The following is a 22,350-nucleotide window of genomic DNA, read 5'->3' as shown; positions in this document are numbered from 1 at the left end:
AAATTGCTGGAAGTAATCGAAACCGGCGGCTGGGCGGAATGAAGATCCTCATCATAGAAGACGACCGTGAAGCGTCCACTTTCCTGAAGAAGGCCTTCGCGGAGGCAGGGCACACTGCCGATACGGCGCTGGATGGTGAGACCGGCTTCGCACTGGCCGATACCGGCACCTATGACGTCTACATCGTCGATCGCATGCTCCCGCTGCGCGACGGCCTGTCTGTCATCCGCGAGCTCCGGTCGAAGGGTAACAAGACGCCAGCCCTCATTCTCTCCGCGCTGGGCGAGGTCGATGACCGCGTGACGGGCCTCAGGGCTGGGGGCGACGACTATCTGATCAAGCCGTATGCGTTTTCAGAACTGCTTGCGCGCGTCGAAGTGCTCAACCGTCGTACCGGCGCGAAGGACATCGACACGGTCTACAAGGTCGGCGATCTCGAACTGGACCGGCTGTCCCATACCGTCACCCGAGGCGGCGAAGAAATCACGCTGCAGCCGCGCGAGTTCCGGCTGCTTGAATACCTGATGCGCCATGCGGGACAGGTGGTTACGCGCACCATGCTGCTCGAGAATGTCTGGGACTATCACTTCGATCCGCAGACGAACGTTATCGACGTCCATATCTCGCGGCTGCGCAGCAAAATCGAGAAGGGTTTCGACAAGCCGCTCCTCCACACGGTGCGCGGTGCAGGCTATATGATCCGGGCCGACTAATGCATCGCCTACGCGCCCTGATGAATACCACGGCGGCGCGGCTTTCCGCGCTGTTCATCCTGCTTTTCGCCGCCTGCGCCGTGGTGCTCGTCGTCTATGTCTCGTCGCTCTCGCAGCGGATGATCACCACGCAGACGCAGGAAGCCATTCTTGAAGAAATGGCCTCGCTGACGACGGCTTACCAACGTCGCGGCATCACCGGTCTGGTCCGGATGATCTCCATTCGCTCCCGCCAGCCGGGCGCCAATCTCTACATGATCACCGACCACAACGGCCTGATCCTCTCCGGCAATGTGGAGATGATCGAACCCGGCGTTCTGGATATCGCCGGCTGGACTGAGCAGCCCTTCTATTACAGCCGGTACGGCGAGACGAGTGAGTTGCAGGAGGTGCACCAGGCAGTTGCTCATGTATCGAGGCTGCCCAATCAGATGATCCTGCTCGTAGGCCGCGATCTCGGCGAACCGGAGCAGTATCGCTATATCGTCCGCCGCGCGCTGATGGCGGCACTGGGCATGATGGGCATCGGTGCGGCGCTCATCTGGTTCTTCGTCGGACGCAAGGCACTGAAGCGGATCGACAGCATTTCGGAGGCCAGCATCCAGATCATGGGTGGCGATCTCACCCGCCGGCTGCCGGTCTCCGGTTCCGGCGATGAGTTCGACCGGTTGTCCGAGAACCTCAATGCCATGCTGGAGCGCATCGCCGCGCTGAATGAAGGTCTGCGGCAGGTCTCCGACAATATTGCCCATGACCTGAAAACGCCGCTTACGCGTTTGCGCAATCGCGCCGAAGCCGCTCTCGCTGAAACCGGCGATGAAAACGCTGCACGCGAGGCGCTGGAGCGTACGATCGCGGAATCGGACCAGCTGATCCGAACCTTCAACGCAATCCTGATGATCTCCCGGCTCGAAGCCGGCTACTCCGCTGAGGCGACGACCAAGGTCGATCTTTCGGCCATCGTCGGAGATGTGGTGGAACTCTACGAGCCCGTTGCGGAAGAGCTTGGGGTGATGCTCCATTCCGACGTCACCGGTAGCATCGAGGTCAATGGCAATCGTGAGCTTCTGGCGCAAGCGCTTTCCAACATCGTCGACAATGCCATCAAGTATTCCGCCGGTTCGCGCGAGGCTCCCAGCGTCACCGTTACGCTTGCCAACAGTGCGGATGCGGTGCGCCTTGAGGTCATAGACAACGGCCCTGGCATTCCGCAGGAAGAGCGGGACCGAGCGACCGAACGTTTCGTGCGGCTAGAGAAGAGCCGCAACCAGCCGGGATCCGGGCTGGGCCTAAGCCTTGCCCGCGCCGTCATGGCCTTCCATCAAGGCGAACTTGTATTAACTGACGGCCGAAATAGTGCGGGTCTCACAGTTGCCATGGTGTTTTCAAACGGCAAGAATGGCTGAAGCGAGCGGCAGTTGCGCCGCTTCGCCTCAAGCATTGCGGTTTGCCCATGAATACTGAATCCCTTCCCCCGGAATTTGCAAACGGAACAGCCTGGTTCGGAACGCCTGTCCGTGCGCTCCAGCCGATGGACGCGGCGAAGGCTCAGGAAGAACTCACCACGCTCACCGAACTGGCGGAAGAGAAGGGGCTTTCACGGCTTCGGAGCGTTCTCACCGGGTCCGGGGATCTTACGACGTTTCTCGGTACCGCAGCGAGCCTTTCGAGCTACATGCGCGATGGCATGCAGATGTTTCCGGAAACGCTGGAAGCTCTGTTCGACACGCCGCTTGAGACGTATCTGAATTCGCTCTTCGACCAGATCGCAGCCGCCGCCCTGGCGGAAGGAGTCGTCGAAGCAAGCATCATGAAGGTGCTGCGTCGGCTGAAGCGCGAGGCTCATTTCCTCATCGGACTTGGCAACCTTGCTGGTACGGATGCAGAGACCACCGTCCACCGCTTGAGCAAGCTCGCGGATGCCTGCGTCCGGTCTGCCGTCAATTTCCTGCTGCTGGATGCGCATCGGCAGGGGAAACTGAAACTTCCGGACCCCGCCAACCCTGGACCCGGCTCAGGCTGGATCGTTCTTGCCATGGGCAAGCTTGGCGCGAGCGAGCTTAACTATTCGTCCGACATCGACCTGATCGTGCTCGTCGATCCGACCGCGCCGGCTATCCCTGAGCCCTATGAAGCGGTCGAGACCTTCGTCCGCCTGACGCGCCGCCTGATCCGCGTGTTGCAGGATCGCACGGAAGACGGCTATGTCTTCCGGACCGACCTGCGGCTTCGCCCAGATCCCGGCTCGACGCCGCTTGCACTCCCGATCAATGCAGCCCTCCATTACTACGAAAGCCGCGGCCAGAACTGGGAACGCGCCGCCATGATCAAGGCCCGCTCGGTGGCCGGAGACATCGCGGCCGGAGAGGCGTTCCTGCGCGAACTGCAGCCCTACGTCTGGCGCAAGTATCTCGACTATGCGGCCATCGCCGACGTCCATTCGATCAAGCGGCAGATCCATGCCCACAAGGGCCACGGCGAGGTCGCCGTGCTGGGGCACAACGTGAAGCTCGGACGCGGCGGCATTCGCGAGATCGAGTTCTTCGTCCAGACGCAGCAGCTGATTGCCGGTGGACGGTTCCCCGAATTGCGCGACCGCGAGACGGTCACCAACCTGCGCAGGCTTTCCGCGAGAGGATGGATCACGCCCGATGCGGAACGTGACCTCGTCGAAAGCTACTGGTTCCTGCGTGACGTCGAGAACGTCATCCAGATGGTTGCGGATGAGCAGACGCATATCCTGCCGAGCGACAAGGAGGGGCTCCGCCGCATCGCACTCCTCCTCGGCTTCCCGGGCGAAGACGCATTCGCCGAACGGCTCCGCACGACGCTTCGCACTGTCGAGCAGCACTATGCAGCCCTGTTCGAGGCCGCGCCGCAGCTGTCGCGTCACCTCGGCAATCTCGTCTTCACCGGCGACGTCGACGACCCCGACACATTGGAGACGCTGCACGGCCTCGGCTTCCAGCGCGTGAGCGACATCTGCCGCGTCATCCGCGGCTGGCATTTCGGCCGCTACAAGGCGACGCAATCAGCCGAAGCGCGCGAGCGCCTGACGGAACTGACGCCGGCGCTGCTGGAAGCCTTCGGACAGACGCAGCGGGCCGACGAGGCGCTGATGCGTTTCGATGAGTTCCTCTCGGGCCTACCTGCCGGCATCCAGCTCTTCTCGCTGCTGCAGTCCAACCCGCGACTCCTGCGCATGCTTGTGATGATCATGGGGGCCGCCCCAAGGCTTGCCGGCATCATTACCAAGCGCCCGCATGTCTTCGACGGGCTGCTCGATCCAGCACTTCTGTCAGAACTCCCAAGCCGGGAATATCTCGCCCAGCGACTCGCTGACTTCCTTGGTGGAGCGCGTCTGCTGGAGGAAACGCTCGATCGTCTCCGGATCTTTGCGGCCGAGCAGCGCTTCCTCATTGGTATCCGGCTGCTCGCTGGCAGCATCGACGGTCCACGCGCGGGCAGGGCGTTCTCGGATCTTGCCGATCTTACCATCCAGTCTGCGCTCAATGCGGTGCAGCAGGAGTTCGAGCGTATCCATGGCCGCGTTACCGGCGGTCGTGTGGCGATCCTTGGCATGGGCAAGCTTGGCAGTCGCGAGCTCACTGCCGGGTCCGATGTCGACCTGATCCTGCTCTACGACTACGACCCGCAGGCAGAACAGTCTGATGGTGAAAAGCCGCTCGCGCCGTCGCAATACTATGGCCGCCTGACCCAGCGCCTGATCGCTGCCGTCTCCGCGCCGACGGCCGAGGGCGTGCTCTATGAGCTCGATCTGAGGCTGCGTCCTTCCGGCAACAAGGGGCCGGTCGCGACCCACATCGAATCCTTCCGCAAGTACCAGAACACGGAAGCCTGGACCTGGGAGCATATGGCGCTGACGCGTGCCCGCACGATCGCCGGTGACGAAGGTCTTTGCGCCGAGGTCGAGGAGGATGTGAAGTCCATTCTCGGCAGTGAACGCTCTGCGGAGAAGATCAAACACGACGCGGCGGAGATGCGCCAGCTTGTCCTGAACGAGAAGCCGCCGCGCAACGCCTGGGACCTGAAGCTGGTGCCAGGCGGGCTGATGGACCTTGAGTTCATCGCGCAGATTGCGGTGTTGCTTGGGCAGGTAGACGGACCCCGCCATACCGGGACGCATGACATCCTCCAGCACCTGTCCGGCACCTTCGCAGATCCGCAGATCGTCGTGGAGCTGACGGACGCCCATCGGCTCTACACGGAGATCGATCAGGTGGTGCGGCTCTGCCTAACCGGGCCGCTGGACCCCAAGGACATCCCGCCGGAGCTTGCGGACACGCTGCTTGGGCGGTTCGACCTGCCTGAGTTCGACGTGCTGGAAGCACATCTGCAGGAGACGAGCGAGCGGGTGAGAGCACACTTCGACCGCCTCATCGGAACCTGATGATCAATCGCCTTCGGGCGCCAGGTTGCGCAGCACGCCCCGATAGGCGGACATGAGGCGGCGCTCGTCCAGCGCCTCTTCAGGGTTGTTCCAGGTGGCGACGACGCAGTGGTTGGTGCCTTCGGCATCCTCCAGCCATGTCGTGAGGTTCAGCACGCCAGCCTCGGAACCACCCTTGTAGGCGATCTTCTCCCACTCGTCGGGCGAGGCCATGCCCGAGTTGATCGACATGGCGGGAAGGTCCTTCACCTCCTCCATGAGTTCGCAGAGTTCGCGTCCGCTCATGAACCATTCGACCTCCAGCGTAGGGCGAGTGATGATCTCGCCGCCGGACGGCAGAGGCAGCTCACGCAGCCTCTCCAACAACTCCGGCCGCTTGTCTGCGGGAGCATCGACCCAGCTCCTGAAAAGCTCGGCGTTGGGCTGAGCTTTCAACGTGAAGAACTCTCGCGTGGTCAGGAAAGGCTTGTTTGTCGGAGTTATCTCCTCGATCGCCTCACGGCCGACAATCTGGACCATCGCGTCTGTCGCCGTGTTGTCGCTGCGCGAGATCATCAGGTTTGCAAGCGTCGAAAGCGTTACCGGCGTTCCTGCGGGCCAGTCCTGCAGAATCCCCGTAGGCAGCGAGCGCCACTCTTCCTTGAGCTCGAAGGTCTGGTCCCAGGACAGCTTTCCGCCCTGAACTGCATCCGCCGCTGCCTTCATGATCGCGATCTTGGCCGCCGAGCCGACTGCCATTTCCGCCTCCGCATTGTCGGCGACCACGTCCTGTCCGCCGCTGATAACGAGCAGCGAGGTTTCGCCCGGAAGCTCAGCGATGGTCTTTGCCAGTTCATCGAGCGAGGCGAGGGGGATCGCCTCCTGCAGCCTCAGCGCCGCAATGCGCCCTTCCTGGTCCAGCGCAATCAGCGCCGGCACCTCCGCCTTCTCAAGCTCGACGACGTATTCGCCAGCCTCGCCAGACACGGAGCGGAACTTGCCATGCTGCGAGACGAAGCTCTTGATGAAGCTCTCGATTTCGCGAAGCGACAGAGCCTCGAGAAAGGCCGGCGAGAACCAACCCTCTTCAAGCTTGTCTGCCGTGAACACCCGCTCGATCGCCGCTTCAGGCTCAACCTGCTGCGCCAGTGCGACCGAAGCCTGCAGTGCCAGCGCGAGCACAAGTGAGGTCAGAGGAGTTTTCATGCAAAGCTCCTTGATTTCATCAGGAGCGTAACGGGCCGACGGGGATTTTGTTCGCTAATTCTTCCGAGAGACCGGACGATTACTCGTCCAGCGGCAGCGTGACGCGGACGACCGTGCCCACGCCTTCCTTGGAGCGGATGCGCAGCGTGCCGCCATGGAGATCGGTAAGCGAACGCGAGATGGCAAGGCCGAGGCCCGAGCCGGTGTGGCTCTTGGAGAACTGGTTTTCCACCTGCTCGAACGGACGGCCGAGCTTCTTCAGCGCGTCGCTTGGAATGCCGCAGCCCGTGTCCTTGATCAGCATGACGAGCTTGCCGTCGATGGGACGAGCGCGCAGCGTGACGTTGCCGCCCTGGACGGTGAACTTCACCGCATTCGACAACAGGTTGATCAGGATTTGCTTCAGCGCACGGCGGTCGCAGCGGACTGTCAGCGAGTCCGGAATATCGGTGTGAACCTCGATGTCCTTCTTGGTCGCCTGCAGCGAGACGACGCGCACCGTCTCCAGGATCAGCGGCGACAGGTCTACCGCCTCGCGGTTGATCGAGAACTGGCCAGCCTCAATCTTCGACATGTCGAGGATGTCGTTGATGACGCCCAGAAGGTAGGTGCCGCTCGCATAGATGTCGGAGACGTATTCCTGATACCGGTCGTTGCCGAGCGGTCCGAAGATGCCTTGCTCCATCAGCTCGGAGAAGCCGATGATGGCGTTGAGCGGCGTGCGCAGCTCGTGAGACATGTTCGCCAGGAATTCGGACTTGGCGCGGTTGGCGGCTTCGGCGCGCTCGGTCTCCTTCATGTATTCGCGGTTCAGCAGGACCAGTTCGCGGGAACGATCCTGCTCTGCCTTTCGCGCAACATAGAGGTCGTGGATGGTCGACATCAGGCGACGCTCGCTTTCCACGAGCTTTTCCTGCTGCTGCTTGATCTGGCTGATGTCGGTACCCACCGCAACGGTGCCGCCATCGCGCGTCTTGATTTCGGTGACTTGCAGCCAGCGGCCGTCCGCCAGTTGGCGCTCGTGGGTGACCGCGCCGCTGTTGTCGCTCATGGGCGTGAGGCGGCGTTCTGCGCGGATCGGGTTCATGCGGTACTCAAGTTCCTCGCGGCGCATGCCGGGGACGATCTCGGCGGGACTTAGCCCGGTGTCCTGCTGGAACTTGGTGTTGGACATCACCAGTCGGTTCGAGGAATCCCAGAGCACGAAGGACTCGGTGATGTTCTCGATCGCCATGCGAAGGCGCTGGTCGGCAGCCTCGGAGCGCTGAGCCAGCGAGCGCTGCTCGGACACGTCTACCGCAATACCGATCAGGTGGATTTCGGAAGCATCGGGGTCGACGACCTGGGCGCGTGCCCGCATCCACACCCAGTTGCCTGCAGCATTGCGCATGCGGAAGATCTGGTCGATGTGGTCGATCTCACGCGAAACGATGCGGTTCGCCATGGCGAAGAGGTCGGTGTCCTCGGGATGGACGATGCTCGCGACCTCGCCGAATGACAGCATGGCATCCGTGGGCTCATAGCCCAGGATCTCGTACATGGAGCGCGACCAGTACATCTTTCCGCGCGACAGATCCCAGTCCCAGAGGCCGCTCTTGCCGCGCAGCAGCGCGAGGTCGATGCGCTGGTGTGCCTCGACATAAATCTGATCAGCGGCTTCCGCGCGCGCAGCCTGGCTGAAATAGGCGTAGAGGATCGCCATCAGCACGCCCGCCATCAGCACGAAGAGCGTGACGTTGAGCGAGACCGAGCGGCGCCAGCCCAAAAACACGCTGTCGACGGGCGCGAGCACTACCGCTGCGCCGGCGCGCCCCGGCAGGATGCTGACGGAAGCAAACCAGTCGATGTTGTTCATGCGCACGGTCAGGACGCCCGCGCGCTCACCGAACATGAACAGCGGCTGGCCCCCGAACATCATGTTGTCGAGCGGCTTGCTGATCAGCGCTTCGCCGTGGTCGCCAGTTGCGGCAAGAGTGACGAAATCGTCATTGGTGATGGCGACAACCCAGCTGCGCGGCGTGCCGGCCTGGATCGTGGCTTCGTTCAGAAGCGTGCGGGCCTCGTTCACACTGGGCAGGCCCTCCTTGGAGGCGATCTGCACGGATTGAGCGACATTGCTCGCCATCAGGCCGAGCATCGACTTCGCATCGCGTTCGATGTCGTCGTGCCAGGTCATGAGCGACAGGAAGCGGACTGCGGCGATCACCAGCAGGAAGAGGACGATAAGGGCAGGGATCGCCTTGCGCAGGTAAGGCTCGATGGCGAGCAGACGTTCGTAGGCAGGGGCCGCCAGGATCCTGGCATTGCCCTCAACCTTGATGCGCCGGCTCCAACGCCAGCGCCGCCATAGGCCGCCCGTGGGCAATCCCCACGCGTCCGCCTTCGCCATAAAGTAGGCTCCCTCGTTCTTTGTCCCCTGCCGCTTTCCCCAAGACACTTGAGTACGCGGTATGCATCGATCCGCCACCCTCGCGAATCATACATAAGGAATCAAAGCTGATTCGCCTTGTCCAGTGGTCGCTGCAGAAATAAGCGCGCAACGATCCTCCCGGAGCATTGCGCGAAGGTGGTTAAGATACCGTTAAGCGGCCGAAATCAGCCAAGCGTACGCTCAACGATGTCCTTAACGTCGCGGGAGAGGTTGGGCACCTCGTTGATGGAGGCCAGCGCCTTGCGGGCTTTCTCCTGCCTGCCTGCCTCCATGGAACGCCAGGAGCGGAATGCGGTCGAGAGACGGGCAGCCACCTGTGGATTGTGCTTGTCGAGCGCGATCACCGTATCAGCCAGGAAACGGTAGCCCGCGCCGTCGGCCCTGTGGAAGCCCGTCTGGTTGCCGGAGGCGAATGTGCCGACCAGCGAGCGCACGCGGTTCGGGTTCGTGAGCGAGAACGCCGGATGGGCGGTCAGCCCGCGCACGAGGTCGAGCGTTGCTGCACCCGGGATCGTGGCCTGGATGATGAACCACTTGTCCATCACCAGAGCGTTGTCGCAGAAACGCTCCTCGAAGGCGCTGAGCGCCTTCTGCGTTGCCTCATGCTGCGGATACTGGTGCGCGAGAACGGAGAGGGCGGCTGCCCGGTCGGTCATGTTGTCGGCCGCCTCGAACTGGCGGGAAGCGAGTTCAGGCGAACCGTCCGCCGCTACAAGATAGTCGAGCAGGATATTGCGCAGAGAGCGTTTTCCCGCGCTTGCCGCATCCGGGCTGAAGGGCTGGCGATCCGCCTGAGCATCATAGATCCTGCCGAACGCGTCCCGCGCTGCGCTTCCGATCGCGAGCCTCAGGGCAGACCGTGCAGCTAGCACAGCATCGGGATTTACGTTGCTGCCGATCTCTCGTGCGATGTCAGCCTCCGTGGGGAGGCTCAGCGCCAGAGCACGGTAGGCCGGTTCAAGGCTTTCGTTCGACGCCATTTCCACCAGGCACTGGACGAGTGCCGGGTCAAAGTCATAGCTGCCGCTCGTTGAGGCTGCGATGAGCGCCTCGACACAAAGCGCATTGATCGCTTCCCAGCGGTTGTAGAGGTCGGAGTCATGGCGGGCGAGGAAGAGTCGGTCTTCCTTGGTCAGATCCTGCTTTAGCACGATCGGTGAAGAGAAGCCGCGATTGAGCGACAGCACCGGACGAGAGCCGATACCCCGGAAGCGAACGGTCTGGCTGCCTTCAGTCAGATGGATCACGCCGTCGGCGACCGTCGCGCCTTCGACGCTGCCCACCTCCATGTCCTCACCATTCGGTCCCAAAAGCCCATAGGCCAGAGGTATATGCAGGGGTTTCTTCATCGACTCCGCCGGTGTCGGCGGCACTGACTGCTCGACGTTCAGCACGAAGTCACCGGTGTCAGCCTCATAGCTTGAGGTGACGTTCACGCGAGGCGTTCCGGCCTGATGATACCAGAGGGCGAAGTGGGTGAGAGCGCGACCGGACGCTTCCTGGAAGCAGGCGATGAAATCCTCGATCGTCACGGCCTGGCCATCGTGGCGCTGGAAGTAGAGGTCCATGCCGGCCCGGAATTGCTCCGCACCCAGGATCGTGTGGATCATGCGGACAACTTCAGAACCCTTTTCGTAGACGGTCGAGGTGTAGAAGTTGTTGATCTCCTTGTAACGGCGCGGCCGGACCGGATGGGCGAGCGGGCCTTGATCCTCGGGGAATTGCAGCGCGCGAAGATTTCGCACTTCGGCGATGCGCTTCACCGGGCGGGAACGCTGGTCGGCCGAGAACTCATGGTCGCGATAAACGGTCAGTCCTTCCTTGAGGCAAAGCTGGAACCAGTCACGGCAAGTGATTCTGTTTCCAGTCCAATTGTGGAAGTACTCGTGCGCGATGATCGCCTCGATATTGGCGTAGTCGGCGTCGGTGGCGGTTTCCGGATCGGCCAGCACGTATTTGTCGTTGAAGACGTTGAGCCCCTTGTTTTCCATCGCGCCCATGTTGAAATCCGAGACCGCGACGATGTTGAAGACGCTCAGGTCATATTCACAGCCGAAGCGCTCCTCATCCCAACGCATCGAACGCTTCAGGGCATCCATCGCGTAGGTCGCGAGCGGCTCCTTGCCGTGCTCGACATAGATGCCAAGGGCAACTTCGCGGCCTGACGAGGTGGTGAACGTGTCATGGATGGAACCGAGGTCACCGGCTACGAGCGCGAAGAGGTAGGACGGCTTTGGGAACGGGTCATGCCAGACGGCATAGTGCCACTCGCTGTCGAGCGAACCCTGCTCAACCGGATTGCCGTTGGATAGCAGGACAGGTGCTTCCGACTTCTTCGCCTCAATACGGACCGTGAAGGTGCTGAGGTTGTCGGGCCGGTCGAGGAAGTAGGTGATCCGGCGGAAGCCTTCCGCCTCGCATTGCGTGCAGTAGTTGCCGCTCGACTGATAGAGACCCATCAGCGCCTTGTTGGTTACCGGCGATATCCGGGTGACGATCTCAAGCTCGAAGCTTGCTTCCTGCGGAAGGCCGCTGATCTCCAGGCTGTCCGGCGTTGCCTTGTAGCGGTCGTCCGACACAGGCATGCCGTTGATCGAGAGGCTTTCAAGCACCAGGCCATCGCCATCCAGCACGACAGGGGCATTTGCCGCAACGCCATCGCGGCGCTTCACCGACAGCTTCGCGGTGACGAGTGTCGCGGTCGGATCGAGCCGGAACAGGAGGTCCGTATGCGTTATCAGGTAGTCGCTCGGCTTGTAATCTTCCAGACGGAAAACCTGACCTGAATCCGTGCGCATCGGCAATCTCCTGCTAGGCTGTTTGAGAGACGAGGTTGACCCCCGGGCTCTTTACACTTTTATGAAGGTGGACAACACTAACCCACAGTCCACATTTTATCTCATCATATTGCAGGGGAACGTAGCATGACGATTTTCACACCGAAATTCGGCATGGGGGCATCGGTTCTTCGCAAGGAGGATGATGCACTGATCATCGGGCGCGGGCGCTACACGGATGACATCTCCGTGGAGGGTGCTCTGCATGGCTATGTGCTGCGTTCGCCGATCGCCAAGGCACGCTTTACCATCGGTTCCCTGGACGAAGCCCGCGCAGCTCCAGGCGTTCACCTGATCCTGACCGGGGCAGATGTCGCGCATCTGAAAGATCTGCAGGTAGAGGGACGCATGCCCCGCCAACCGGATGGCAGCCGTGCCCCTTCGCGCGACATTCCCATTCTCTGCCGTGACCGCGTGCAATATGTCGGCGATGCGGTGGCCTTCATCGTCGCCGACTCACGGCTTGCGGCGCAGGATGCCGCCGAGCTGATCGAAGTCGACTATGAGGCGGAGGACCCCGCCGTGCAGACGGCGACGGCCCTTGATCCCGCCACGCCGCTGGTCTGGCCTGACCTCGGCACCAACCAGGCGTTCGTCTACCGAATGGGCGACGAAGCCGCGACCGACGAAGCGTTTGCCCGCGCGGATCTTCGGGTCAATATCAGCTTCTACAACAATCGTCTTGTCGCCAATTACATGGAGACCCGCGCCGCAATCGGCGAATGGAAGGATGACGAAGGCAGGTTCGTCCTGACCGTGGGTTCGCAGGGCGTCCACTCCTTCCAGGAGATTTTGGCGGACGTGTTCGGCCTGCCGAAGCAGAAGCTGCGCGTGATCACGCCGGATGTGGGCGGCGGGTTCGGCACCAAGGGCTTTGTCTTCCGCGAATATGCACTGGTGCTGGAGGCCGCAAAGCGCATCGGTCGCCCAGTCAAATGGCTGAGTGATCGCACCGAACACTTCCTCACCGACAGCCAGGGACGCGACAACTTCGTCACTGCCGAAATGGCGCTTGACAAATCCGGCCGCTTCCTCGGCATCCGCGTGGAGCTTCTTTCCAACCTGGGCGCCTATGTACATCAGTTCGGGCCGTTCATCGCTACCGGCGGCATCACCATGACCACCGGCGTCTATGACATTCAGGCGATGGATGTGACGGTAAAGGGCGTCTACACCAACACATGTCCGGTCGATGCCTACCGTGGCGCTGGCCGCCCCGAGGCCGCTTTCCTCATTGAGAAACTGGTCGAGGAATGCGCTCGCCAGCTTAACATGCCGCGCGAGGAGATCCGGCGGCGCAACTTCATCAGGCCGGACCAGTTTCCTTACCTGACGCCGGGCGGCCGCAACTACGACCGTTGCGAGCTCGACGGCCACATGACCCGCGCGATGGAGCTTGCCGACTGGGATCGCTTCGACCAGCGTCTGGAGGAAGCCAAGAGCCGCGGGAAGATCCGGGGCATTGGCATGTCCACCTATATCGAGGCCTGCGCCTTCCCGGGATCCGAGCCTGCGCACCTGACGCTGGAGAGCGACGGCACCGTCATGCTGGCGATCGGCACGCAGTCGAACGGGCAGGGGCATGTCACCGCCTATGCGCAGCTGGTCGCCGAAAAGCTCAATATCGATGTCTCAAAGGTGAAGGTGCACCAGGGCGATACTGATGTGCTGGACAGCGGCGGCGGCACTGGCGGCTCGCGCTCAGTTCCGCTCGGTGGTGTGTCATCCGCCCTCGCAGGCGAGGACCTTGCCCAGAAGATCAAGGTCATCGCGGCCGACGAGCTTGAAGCTTCACCCGCTGACATCGAGTTGGAAGATGGCGTCGCCCGCATTGTCGGCACCGACCGGGCCATCGACTTCGCAGCGATCGCCAAGGCAGCGAAGAGCCCGGAAGACGTCAAGGGCTTTGGTGAATTCACCCAGCCAGAGCCGACCTATCCGAACGGCACCCACATTTGCGAGGTGGAGATCGATCCGGAAACCGGCACCACAGAGGTCGTGAACTACACGGTGGTCGATGATTTCGGCGTGACGGTGAACCCGATCCTGCTCGCAGGGCAGATCCACGGGGGTGTGGTGCAGGGCGTTGGTCAGGCCCTGGTGGAGGACACGGTCTATTCCGACGAGGGGCAGCTGATCACTGCGACCTTCCAGGACTACGCTATGCCGCGCGCCGACCTGATGCCCATGATCCAGTTCGAGACACGGCATGTGCCCTCCACCACCAATGCGCTTGGTATGAAGGGTGCAGGCGAGGCGGGTACGGTGGGTGCAACTCCGGCTGCCCTCAATGCCGTGGTTGATGCGCTCTGGCGGGCCTACGGCATCTCGCATATCGAGATGCCCGCAACGCCGCTCCGCATCTGGGAGGCGATTCACCAGGCCAAAGCGGCCTGAACAATTCGCATATCGGGAATTCTTCACCAGCAGCGGCCAGTCCCGGAAAATGCGTTTCCAGGACTCGGCATTGCTGTTAATGGGTGATCCTTCCATTTCTCCCGTTGGCGATCCGCCAACGGCACCATCGGTAAGTCTCAGGCAATCATGAGCGTTTCTGCGCAGGGAATTGACGTGAAGCGGGAGCCACTCGTTGGCATCTCTCTCAAGCTCGCTTCGGTGTGCTCGTTCATGGTTATGAACTCGGTCGTCAAAGCCGCCGGTGACGTTCCTGCCGGACAGATCGTTTTCTTCCGGTCGCTTTTTGCGTTGCTGCCGATCATTGTTCTGCTCTCCTATCAGCGGGAGCTAAAGACCGCCTTTTATACCTCGAGGCCACTCAGCCACTTCCTGAGAGGCTTCGTTGGCGTTGCCTCGATGATGCTGACTTTCATCGCGATCACACATCTGCCGTTGCCCGATGCGATTACGCTTGGCTATGCCCAGCCGCTGTTCGTTGTCGTGTTCTCAGCGCTCTTCCTGGGCGAAACCGTGCGCATGTATCGGTGGAGCGCTGTGGCGATCGGCTTCGTCGGGGTTGTAATCCTTGCCTGGCCCGGCCTCACGCTTTTGCGCGGCCATGGACTGAGCGTGGGTGAGGCAGCAGGCGTTCTGGCAGCGTTGGCGGGTGCTCTGATGTCGGCCGTCGCGATGATGCTGGTTCGCCGTCTGGTCAGTACCGAGAAGACGTCGACCATCGTGATCTGGTTTTCGACCACGTCATCGATTGTTGCACTGGCCACTATGCCATTCGGGTGGGCAGTTCTCAACCAGACGCAAGTTCTCCTCCTGATCACCGCGGGGATCTTCGGCGGCATCGGTCAGCTCTTTCTCACCCACAGCTATCGCTTTGCCGACCTCTCCACCATCGCGCCGTTCGAATACACTTCGATCATTCTGGCTGTCGTGATCGGATATTTTGTCTTTGGAGACGTGCCCACGCTCTACATGCTCGTGGGCGGAACGATTGTCGCCGGCTCAGGCCTCTTCATCATCTGGCGCGAACGTCAGCTTGGTGTGCGGCAGGTCACCAGCAAATCGGTATAGACGCCTGACGGTCTACCGCAGCTCTTCCAGCTTCATCTTGATGGCGAGAAAATCCTGCCAGGCGAGCTTCTTATGCGCGGGGTTGCGCAGCAGGTAGGCCGGATGAAGCGTCGGCATGGTCGGGATCTCAAGACCACCAGCCGTCGTATGGACAGCCCAGGTTCCACGCATGCGCATGATGCCTGCCGTCGTCTTCAGCAGTGTCTTTGTCGACGGATTGCCGAGCGTCACCAGAACCTTCGGGCGGGCCAGCTCGATGTGCCGTTCGATGAAGGGCCGGCAGATTTCCGTTTCCATCGGCGAGGGATCGCGGTTGCCCGGCGGACGCCACGGAATGACGTTCGAGATATAGGCGGTTTTGCGATCACGCCCGATTGCCGTGAGGATGCGGTCAAGCAGCTTGCCGGAGCGACCCACGAACGGCTTGCCCTCAAGATCCTCATCGCGTCCGGGTGCTTCACCCACCAGCATCAGGTCAGCTTCAGGATTGCCGTCAGCGAACACAATGTTCTTGGCTGTGAACTTGAGGTTGCAGCCCTCAAAGCCTGCCACGATCTCGTAGAGCTCCTGGAGCGTCCTGGCTTCCTTTGCCATGTCGCGGGCGCGAAGCGCCTGTCCCTCATCCGGAACGGCAACCTGCTGGCCGCCAGCGAATTGTGTAGGAGGCGTTGAAACCGGCGGCGGGGCAGAAGCGTTGCGGCGAGGCTGTTCATGCGTTTGCTGCGGCTGCGAAACGGGCTGCGCGGCTTGGGCGGGCGCGGGTTCAGCGAGCCGGTTCTGCGGGTCCTCTTCCAGTGCCATATCGACCCCGGCATCGGCATAGAACGCGAGCAGGTCTCGCAATGTCGCAGGATCAAGTGGGGCTGAGGACATCATGGGTTCTAATGTCCACTTTACCGCACGCATGGCAAGGGCCGGGAGCCTGTATCGACCGAAAAATGGCTCCCTGTTTCGGCGCCAACCACGGAGAGACTGGATTACAGCCGGAATTCACATGAGAGATTGAAGCACGGGAATGGCCAATTAATGTTTTACCTTATGCTGCAATGCGCTATAGCCCCTGCAACAACCGCTATAGATGCGCGGACGATGGCGTTTTTGGAGGCGTGAATGACAGAACGTGAAAGTATGGAATTCGATGTTGTGATCGTGGGCGCCGGTCCTGCCGGACTTGCCGCATCGATCAGGCTCAAACAGCTCAATCCCGATCTTTCTGTTGTCGTTCTGGAAAAAGGCGCTGAAGTTGGCGTGCACATCCTTTCGGGTGCCGTCGTAGACCCAGTCGGGATCGACCGACTGTTGCCCGGCTGGCGCGAAGAGGAAGGCCATCCGTTCAAGACGCCCGTTGAAGCCGACCACTTCCTGGTGCTTGGCCCGGCAGGGTCCGTCCGCCTGCCGAACGCCGCCATGCCTCCGCTGATGAACAATCACGGCAACTACATCGTTTCGCTCGGAAACGTCTGCAAGTGGCTGGCGGAAAAGGCCGAGGCGCTCGGCGTCGAGATCTACCCGGGCTTTGCCGCTGCCGAACTCATCATCGACGAGAACAACGCTGTCACTGGCGTCATCACCGGCGACATGGGCGTGGAGCGTGACGGTTCGCACGGACCGAACTACCAGCCCGGTATGGCGCTTCTGGGCAAGTACGTGCTGATCGGCGAAGGTGCGCGCGGTTCGCTCGCCAAGCAGCTGATCGCACAGTACGGCCTGTCGGAAGGCCGCGAGCCGCAGAAATTCGGCATCGGACTCAAGGAGCTCTGGGAGGTCAAGCCCGAGAACCACAAGCGTGGCCTGGTGCAGCACTCGTTCGGCTGGCCGCTCGACAGCTCAACCGGCGGCGGCTCGTTCCTCTATCATTTCGACGACAACCTCGTTGCAGTCGGCTTCGTGGTTCACCTGAACTACAAGAACCCGTATCTGTCGCCCTTCGAGGAATTCCAGCGCTTCAAGACGCATCCCTCGATCCGTGGCACCTTTGAAGGCGCCAAGCGCATCTCTTATGGCGCACGCGCCATCACCGAGGGCGGCTGGCAGTCGGTTCCGAAGACGGTGTTCCCGGGCGGCGTCCTGATGGGTTGCTCCGCCGGCATGGTCAACGTTCCACGCATCAAGGGTTCGCACAACGCCGTTCTCTCCGGCATCCTTGCCGCTGAAAACGTCGTCGCAGCGCTTGCCGAAGGCCGCGCCCATGACGAGCTCACCGCTTATGAAGACGGCTGGCGCAACTCCGAAATCGGCAAGGACCTGAAGCGCGTCCGCAACGTGAAGCCGCTCTGGTCGAAGTTCGGCACCTGGGCCGGGATTGCGCTCGGTGGCCTCGACATGTGGTCCAACACGTTGTTCGGCTTCTCGCCTTTCGGCACGCTGAAGCACGGCAAGAGCGACGCGGCTTCGCTGGAGCCCGCTTCGAAGTACAAGCCGATCGACTATCCAAAGCCCGATGGCGTTCTCACCTTCGATCGCCTGTCCTCGGTGTTCCTCTCCAACACCAACCACGAGGAAGACCAGCCGGTTCACCTCAAGGTGGCTGATCTCGATCTGCAAAAGCGCTCGGAGCTGGAAGTCTTCGCTGGCCCTTCCACCCGCTACTGCCCGGCAGGCGTATACGAGTGGACCGACGCGGACGGCAACCCGATCGCGGGACTGCCGGACGAGATCCGCAAGCGGCCTGATGCCCGCTTCGTGATCAACGCGCAGAACTGCGTCCACTGCAAGACCTGCGACATCAAGGATCCGAACCAGAACATCAACTGGGTACCGCCGCAGGGTGGCGAAGGTCCAGTCTACATGAATATGTAATGATTAAAGGCCGGGATCACCCGGCCTTTTTCATTTCAAGGAGGAGTTGGCGGGTGCGCACCTGCATCGATGGCTGCTCCTCAGCCGGTACGATGCCAAATTCCAGCAACACTGGCAGGTGGTCCGATCCCGTCGTGGGCAGGCGCTTGATCGATGCAGGAATGACCCTGCCTTTGACGAACAGGTTGTCGATCGGCAGACCGACGTAACGGCGCAGGAAGTCGGGAGCGCCCCCGACCAGCCATGTGGGACCGATGTTGCCAAGGGATTTTAGATCTGCGGCGGTCGCAATCATACGGGCCGTCTGGCTCCACCACACGGCATTCAGGTCACCGGCGAGGATGGCTGATGAACCCAGCTTGGCAGAAAGCATCGGCTCCAGCCTTTCGACGTGCCAGTGCTGCCCGTTCGGCCAGGGCCAGCCCAGGTGGATGGCGCCGACGTCAACTGCCGCTCCACCGAAGCTCACGGTGGCGATCGCCAGTGACCCTCTGGAGAGACACTCGGCGCGCGAGGGATGCAGGAAGGGGCGGCGCGACAGGATTGCAACCGCGCCGATATGCGAGGAGCCTGTGCAGATGATTTGATGCGGGTAGGATGGTTCGATGAACTTCAGTTCCTCCCGCCAGTAGTCCGAAACCTCATCCAGTGTGATCACGTCCGGCTGAACCCGGCCGATGAGCGACAGCACTTCCTTCGGCTTAGGGTTGTCATAGCGCAGGTTCATCTGCAGGAGCTTGTAGCGCGCCGGTCCAGCTTCCCCGATGTTGGCGCTGGCGTTGGCGATCGCGACGCCCGTCGGGTTCGCCAACGTGCTCGCCGTCGCAGCAATCGCCAGCAGAAGCAAGGCGAAGGAAATGCTGATCCACCGCCGTTCGAACAGAGACGGCAGAGCAAGTACTGCAATGAGCGCCGCCAGATGCAATCTGAAATGAGCGAAACTATCGAGGGCGGGATGAGCCGAGCCCCAGTAGCCCAGCACCAGAGGAATGGTGAGGAGCACTGCAATCAGGGCCGTACAAGGTGCGCAGCGGCGAAGGATTTTCATCGGCCAGTTGTAACTTATTGCCTGCCGCTGATCCAAGCTGGCGCTTCGCCACACCCAAGTGGATCATCGATCATCCCTGCCATCGACTGCATGCGTATTCCTCGCGATTCACTCGTGACGCCCAGGGTTCAGGCAGAAGGTGACAGGAATGCGGCTATGCCATGCGGCAAATCACACATTCCTGTCTGGGATCGCCGACGCTCCGCCTACTGGAATGCAGTCTCGCTGAAGCTGCGCAGCTTGCGCGAATGCAGGCGTTCGGTCGGCATGCCCGCCAGCTTTTCCACCGCGCGAATGCCGATCTTCAGATGCTGCGCCACCTGGCGCTTGTAGAAGTCAGTCGCCATGCCTGGCAGCTTCAGCTCACCGTGCAGCGGTTTGTCGGATACACAGAGCAGCGTTCCATAGGGAACGCGGAAGCGGAAACCGTTCGCTGCAATGGTGGCAGATTCCATGTCGAGCGCGATCGAGCAGGATTGCGACAGCCTCTGCACCGGTCCGCGCTGGTCGCGCAGTTCCCAGTTGCGGTTGTCGATGGTGGCGACCGTGCCGGTGCGCATGATCCGCTTCAATTCGTAACCAGACAGGCCGGTGATTTCCGCCACCGCTTCCTGAAGTGCGACCTGAATTTCGGCAAGGGCTGGCAGCGGAACCCAGATCGGCAGGTCATCGTCCAAAACGTGGTCCTGGCGCAGGTAGGCGTGCGCCAGCACGTAATCGCCCAGCGCCTGCGAGTGACGGAGGCCGGCGCAGTGGCCGAGCATCAGCCAGGCGTGGGGCCGCAGCACGGCGACGTGGTCGGTAATCGTCTTGGCGTTGGACGGGCCGACGCCGATGTTGACCATGGTGATGCCCGCATGTCCGGGCTTCGTCAGGTGGTAGGCAGGCATCTGCGGCAGGCGCTGCAGGGGCGTGCCATCCGGTGAGGTCTGACCCGCCAGCGTGATTGCATTGCCGGGCTCGACAAAGCTCTCATAGCCTCCGCCACCGGAGGCCATCAGGTCGCGCGCATAGGCGACGAATTCGTCGATATAGAACTGGTAGTTGGTGAACAGCACGAAGTTCTGGAAATGCTCCGGCCGCGTCGCGGTGTAGTGCGTCAGCCGGTGCAGCGAATAGTCCACCCGCGGCGCGGTGAATGGCGCAAGCGGCATGGGTTCGCCCGGCGCGGGCTCGTAGGTGCCGTTCACGATATCGTCGTCCATCGTCGCAAGATCCGGTACGTCGAACAGGTCGCGCAGCGGGCGGCTCACCTTCTGGAGCGCGCCTTCCACATAGGTATTTTCGATGAAGGCGAAGTGCAGCGGAATGGGCATCCCGGACTCCGCTACCGTAAGGGCGACCCCATGATTTCGGATCAGCAGGTCCAGCTGGGTGACCAGGTAGTCGCTGAAGAGGTCGGGACGCGTGATGGTGGTGGAGTAGGTTCCCGGAGCTGCCACATGCCCATAGGCCAGACGCGTGTCCACCTGCGCAAAGGACGAGGTGGAAAGGCTCACTTCCGGGTAGAAGGAGCGGTAGCGCCGGTCAACTTCGCCGGTGTTGAGCACATGGTGGAACGCGTCACGCAGAAACGCAGTGTTTCGCTCGTAAATCGACTTCAGCGCCGCAACGGCCTCCGCGCCGCTCGTGTATTCCCGCGCGGGCAGCGTCTCCGGGCTGGCGACTATCTCGATCGGCTGTGGGTAGGTTCTCTTGTCCATGCCTCATTATACGAAGTTCTGCGCCACATTCGAGCGAAGTTTAATGCCGTTTCGAAGAAGGGGGAGTGGAACAGGATCGGGGCAGGGAACCATTCGGCGTTCAGCGTGTCTGACACCCAGTGATGTGCATGCCTTCGCAGGAGATCCCCGACGTGTGTGTTGGATCGATGTCTGCCGCATGGATGGCTGCATAAATGCCCAGTACAGCCGTAAGAATGCAGATCATCGAAAAGCGGCGAGCTAGCATGAGAGGGTCCTTCCGCTGATCGTCGGGATGAATACTCTTGATACTAACTAAAGCGGCAACGAATGCTGTTTACAGCGTAAACCTAGAGATGCGCAAGCATGGGATTCTTGTCTAGTTACCATTTGGCAAGGTTCGGCATTTTGTGCTTACGTGCGCTCACAAACGAGGAGCATGACATGACTGTTCAGAACGCACCGATTGAACTTCATTATTGGCCCACTCCGAACGGATTCAAGATCACCATCTTTCTTGAGGAAGCGGGCATTCCCTACGAAGTCCATTATGTCAACATTGGCAAGGGCGACCAGTTCAAGCCTGAGTTTCTGAAGATTTCCCCGAACAACCGCATGCCCGCGATCATCGATCCGGAAGGTCCAGGCGGCGAGCCGATCTCCGTCTTTGAGTCAGGCGCCATTCTGCAGTATCTCGGCCGCAAGTTCGGCCAGTTCTATCCGTCTGAAGAACGCGCGCGCGTGGAAGTCGAACAGTGGCTGTTCTGGCAGATGGGTGGCCTCGGCCCGATGGCCGGTCAGGCCCATCACTTCCGCAACTATGCGAAGGAAAAGATCGAATACGCGATCAAGCGCTACACCGACGAGTGCCACCGCCTCTATGGCGTGATGAACAAGCGGCTGGCTGATCGCGATTTCCTGGCTGGCGACTATTCGATCGCCGACATGGCCTGCATCGGCTGGGTCCGCTCCTATGAAGGGCAGGGCCAGGACCTCAACGAGTTTCCGAACCTGAAGCGCTGGTTCGACATGATGATGGCCCGTCCCGCCGTACAGCGCGGCATTGCCGTCGGGCAGGAGATGCGCAAGCCGATGACGGACGAGGAGAAGAAGGTCCTCTTCAATCAGCGGGCGCGATAACCCCCGACAATATGACAGATTTCCAGAAGGCTCCGGCTTCACCGCCGGGGCCTTTTTCATACTCCAGGCGAACTGAAATGCTCTCGATGAAAACTGTGGTTAGCAGAGGGTAAAGGCAAAGGTTAACAACCGCCACCCCTCCAGGCAGGCCAATTCCAGAGACGCCAAGGGGTGCCATGCTTAACAAAAATGGCCCGTTTACGCATTGTTGAGAGTTCCTTTGCCGCCCGTTAAGCACGGCGTTTAACGCGCCTTTCAAGGTCCAGGCCCTATCTTCTACCCATGAATGCTGCACCGCTACACAAGAACGGCGGGCGGCTCTCAGGACAGAACAGGGACAGAAAAAATGGCATCTTCTAGCATCCGCGACATCGACAATGACAGCGTCCGCCATGCCGGAGACGCTGACGCACTTTTCCGCCTCGGCATGATGTACTTTGAAGGCCGCGACTGCGAACGGGACCTCGTCGCAGCACACAAGTGGTTCAACATCGCCGCAATCCGGGGATCCGGCCACGCAGCCCGGGCGCGCGCCGAGCTCACGTCCAACATGTCCAAGCTTGAGCTTGCCCGCGCACTGCGAGAAGCCCGCGCATGGATGACCATGCACTAGGATAGAAT

Annotated in this window: 14 protein-coding genes; 8 read left to right on the top strand and 6 right to left on the bottom strand. The window is 61.2% G+C overall.

Annotated elements, in window-relative coordinates; genetic code table 11:
- Positions 1 to 38: 38 nt before the first annotated feature.
- Genes IEX27_RS16220 through IEX27_RS16210 form a run of 3 tightly spaced genes read left to right on the top strand, consistent with a single transcriptional unit; the run spans position 39 to position 5,124 of the window.
- A complete protein-coding gene (locus IEX27_RS16220; protein ID WP_188722134.1) occupies positions 39 to 713 on the top strand; it encodes a response regulator transcription factor in 675 nt (224 codons plus the stop codon).
- On the top strand, positions 713 to 2,119 hold the full coding sequence (locus IEX27_RS16215) for a sensor histidine kinase (protein WP_188722133.1): 1,407 nt from the start codon (positions 713 to 715) through the stop codon (positions 2,117 to 2,119). Before IEX27_RS16220 ends, IEX27_RS16215 begins: the two co-directional genes overlap by 1 nt.
- 47 nt (positions 2,120 to 2,166) lie before the next feature.
- A complete protein-coding gene (locus IEX27_RS16210) occupies positions 2,167 to 5,124 on the top strand; it encodes a bifunctional [glutamine synthetase] adenylyltransferase/[glutamine synthetase]-adenylyl-L-tyrosine phosphorylase (protein ID WP_188722132.1) in 2,958 nt (985 codons plus the stop codon).
- Between the two features lie 3 nt (positions 5,125 to 5,127).
- Here IEX27_RS16210 and IEX27_RS16205 read toward each other — a convergent pair whose 3' ends face one another.
- The 3 genes from IEX27_RS16205 to pepN form a co-directional block, all read right to left on the bottom strand.
- Positions 5,128 to 6,309: a serine hydrolase gene (locus IEX27_RS16205; RefSeq protein WP_188722131.1), complete on the bottom strand. Its 1,182-nt coding sequence runs from the start codon at positions 6,307 to 6,309 to the stop codon at positions 5,128 to 5,130.
- Between the two features lie 79 nt (positions 6,310 to 6,388).
- The gene (locus IEX27_RS16200) at positions 6,389 to 8,698 is read right to left on the bottom strand and encodes a PAS domain-containing sensor histidine kinase (protein ID WP_188722130.1); all 2,310 of its coding nucleotides are present in this window, start codon (positions 8,696 to 8,698) and stop codon (positions 6,389 to 6,391) included.
- A 206-nt stretch (positions 8,699 to 8,904) separates the two neighbouring features.
- Positions 8,905 to 11,538: an aminopeptidase N gene (gene pepN, locus IEX27_RS16195; protein WP_188722129.1), complete on the bottom strand. Its 2,634-nt coding sequence runs from the start codon at positions 11,536 to 11,538 to the stop codon at positions 8,905 to 8,907.
- A gap of 126 nt (positions 11,539 to 11,664) precedes the next feature.
- On the opposite strand from pepN, the gene IEX27_RS16190 reads away from it, so the two are divergent.
- Both IEX27_RS16190 and IEX27_RS16185 read left to right on the top strand, forming a co-directional pair.
- Positions 11,665 to 13,974 carry a xanthine dehydrogenase family protein molybdopterin-binding subunit gene (locus IEX27_RS16190; RefSeq protein ID WP_188722128.1) on the top strand — a complete coding sequence of 770 codons (2,310 nt, stop codon included), beginning with the start codon at positions 11,665 to 11,667 and terminating at the stop codon, positions 13,972 to 13,974.
- Between the two features lie 147 nt (positions 13,975 to 14,121).
- On the top strand, positions 14,122 to 15,060 hold the full coding sequence (locus tag IEX27_RS16185) for a DMT family transporter (RefSeq protein WP_188722127.1): 939 nt from the start codon (positions 14,122 to 14,124) through the stop codon (positions 15,058 to 15,060).
- 12 nt (positions 15,061 to 15,072) lie between these two features.
- Here the strand turns inward: IEX27_RS16185 and IEX27_RS16180 are convergent, their stop codons facing one another.
- Complete coding sequence (locus IEX27_RS16180; protein ID WP_188722126.1) at positions 15,073 to 15,936, bottom strand: uracil-DNA glycosylase; 864 nt, start codon at positions 15,934 to 15,936, stop codon at positions 15,073 to 15,075.
- A 234-nt stretch (positions 15,937 to 16,170) separates the two neighbouring features.
- Between IEX27_RS16180 and IEX27_RS16175 the strand changes: the two genes are divergently transcribed.
- The gene (locus tag IEX27_RS16175) at positions 16,171 to 17,859 is read left to right on the top strand and encodes an electron transfer flavoprotein-ubiquinone oxidoreductase (RefSeq protein ID WP_188722125.1); all 1,689 of its coding nucleotides are present in this window, start codon (positions 16,171 to 16,173) and stop codon (positions 17,857 to 17,859) included.
- Positions 17,860 to 17,875: 16 nt separating this feature from the next.
- Here IEX27_RS16175 and IEX27_RS16170 read toward each other — a convergent pair whose 3' ends face one another.
- Together IEX27_RS16170 and IEX27_RS16165 are read right to left on the bottom strand one after the other, a co-directional pair.
- Entirely contained in the window at positions 17,876 to 18,907 is a 1,032-nt protein-coding gene (locus IEX27_RS16170; RefSeq protein ID WP_188722124.1) for an endonuclease/exonuclease/phosphatase family protein, read from the bottom strand.
- Between the two features lie 206 nt (positions 18,908 to 19,113).
- Entirely contained in the window at positions 19,114 to 20,610 is a 1,497-nt protein-coding gene (locus IEX27_RS16165; protein ID WP_188722123.1) for an AMP nucleosidase, read from the bottom strand.
- Between the two features lie 423 nt (positions 20,611 to 21,033).
- Here IEX27_RS16165 and IEX27_RS16160 point away from each other — a divergent pair, with 423 nt between their 5' ends.
- Positions 21,034 to 21,729, top strand: coding sequence for a glutathione S-transferase family protein (locus IEX27_RS16160; RefSeq protein ID WP_188722122.1), 696 nt, complete (start codon positions 21,034 to 21,036; stop codon positions 21,727 to 21,729).
- Positions 21,730 to 22,075: 346 nt separating this feature from the next.
- On the top strand, positions 22,076 to 22,342 hold the full coding sequence (locus IEX27_RS16155; protein ID WP_188722121.1) for an SEL1-like repeat protein: 267 nt from the start codon (positions 22,076 to 22,078) through the stop codon (positions 22,340 to 22,342).
- The last annotated feature ends 8 nt before the right edge of the window (positions 22,343 to 22,350 follow it).

Origin of the sequence: Nitratireductor aestuarii (assembly GCF_014641695.1) — a bacterium.
GTDB lineage: Bacteria > Pseudomonadota > Alphaproteobacteria > Rhizobiales > Rhizobiaceae > Chelativorans > Chelativorans aestuarii.
Note: the sequence above shows the minus strand (reverse complement) of the source record. Positions and strands in the feature narration are given on the sequence as shown.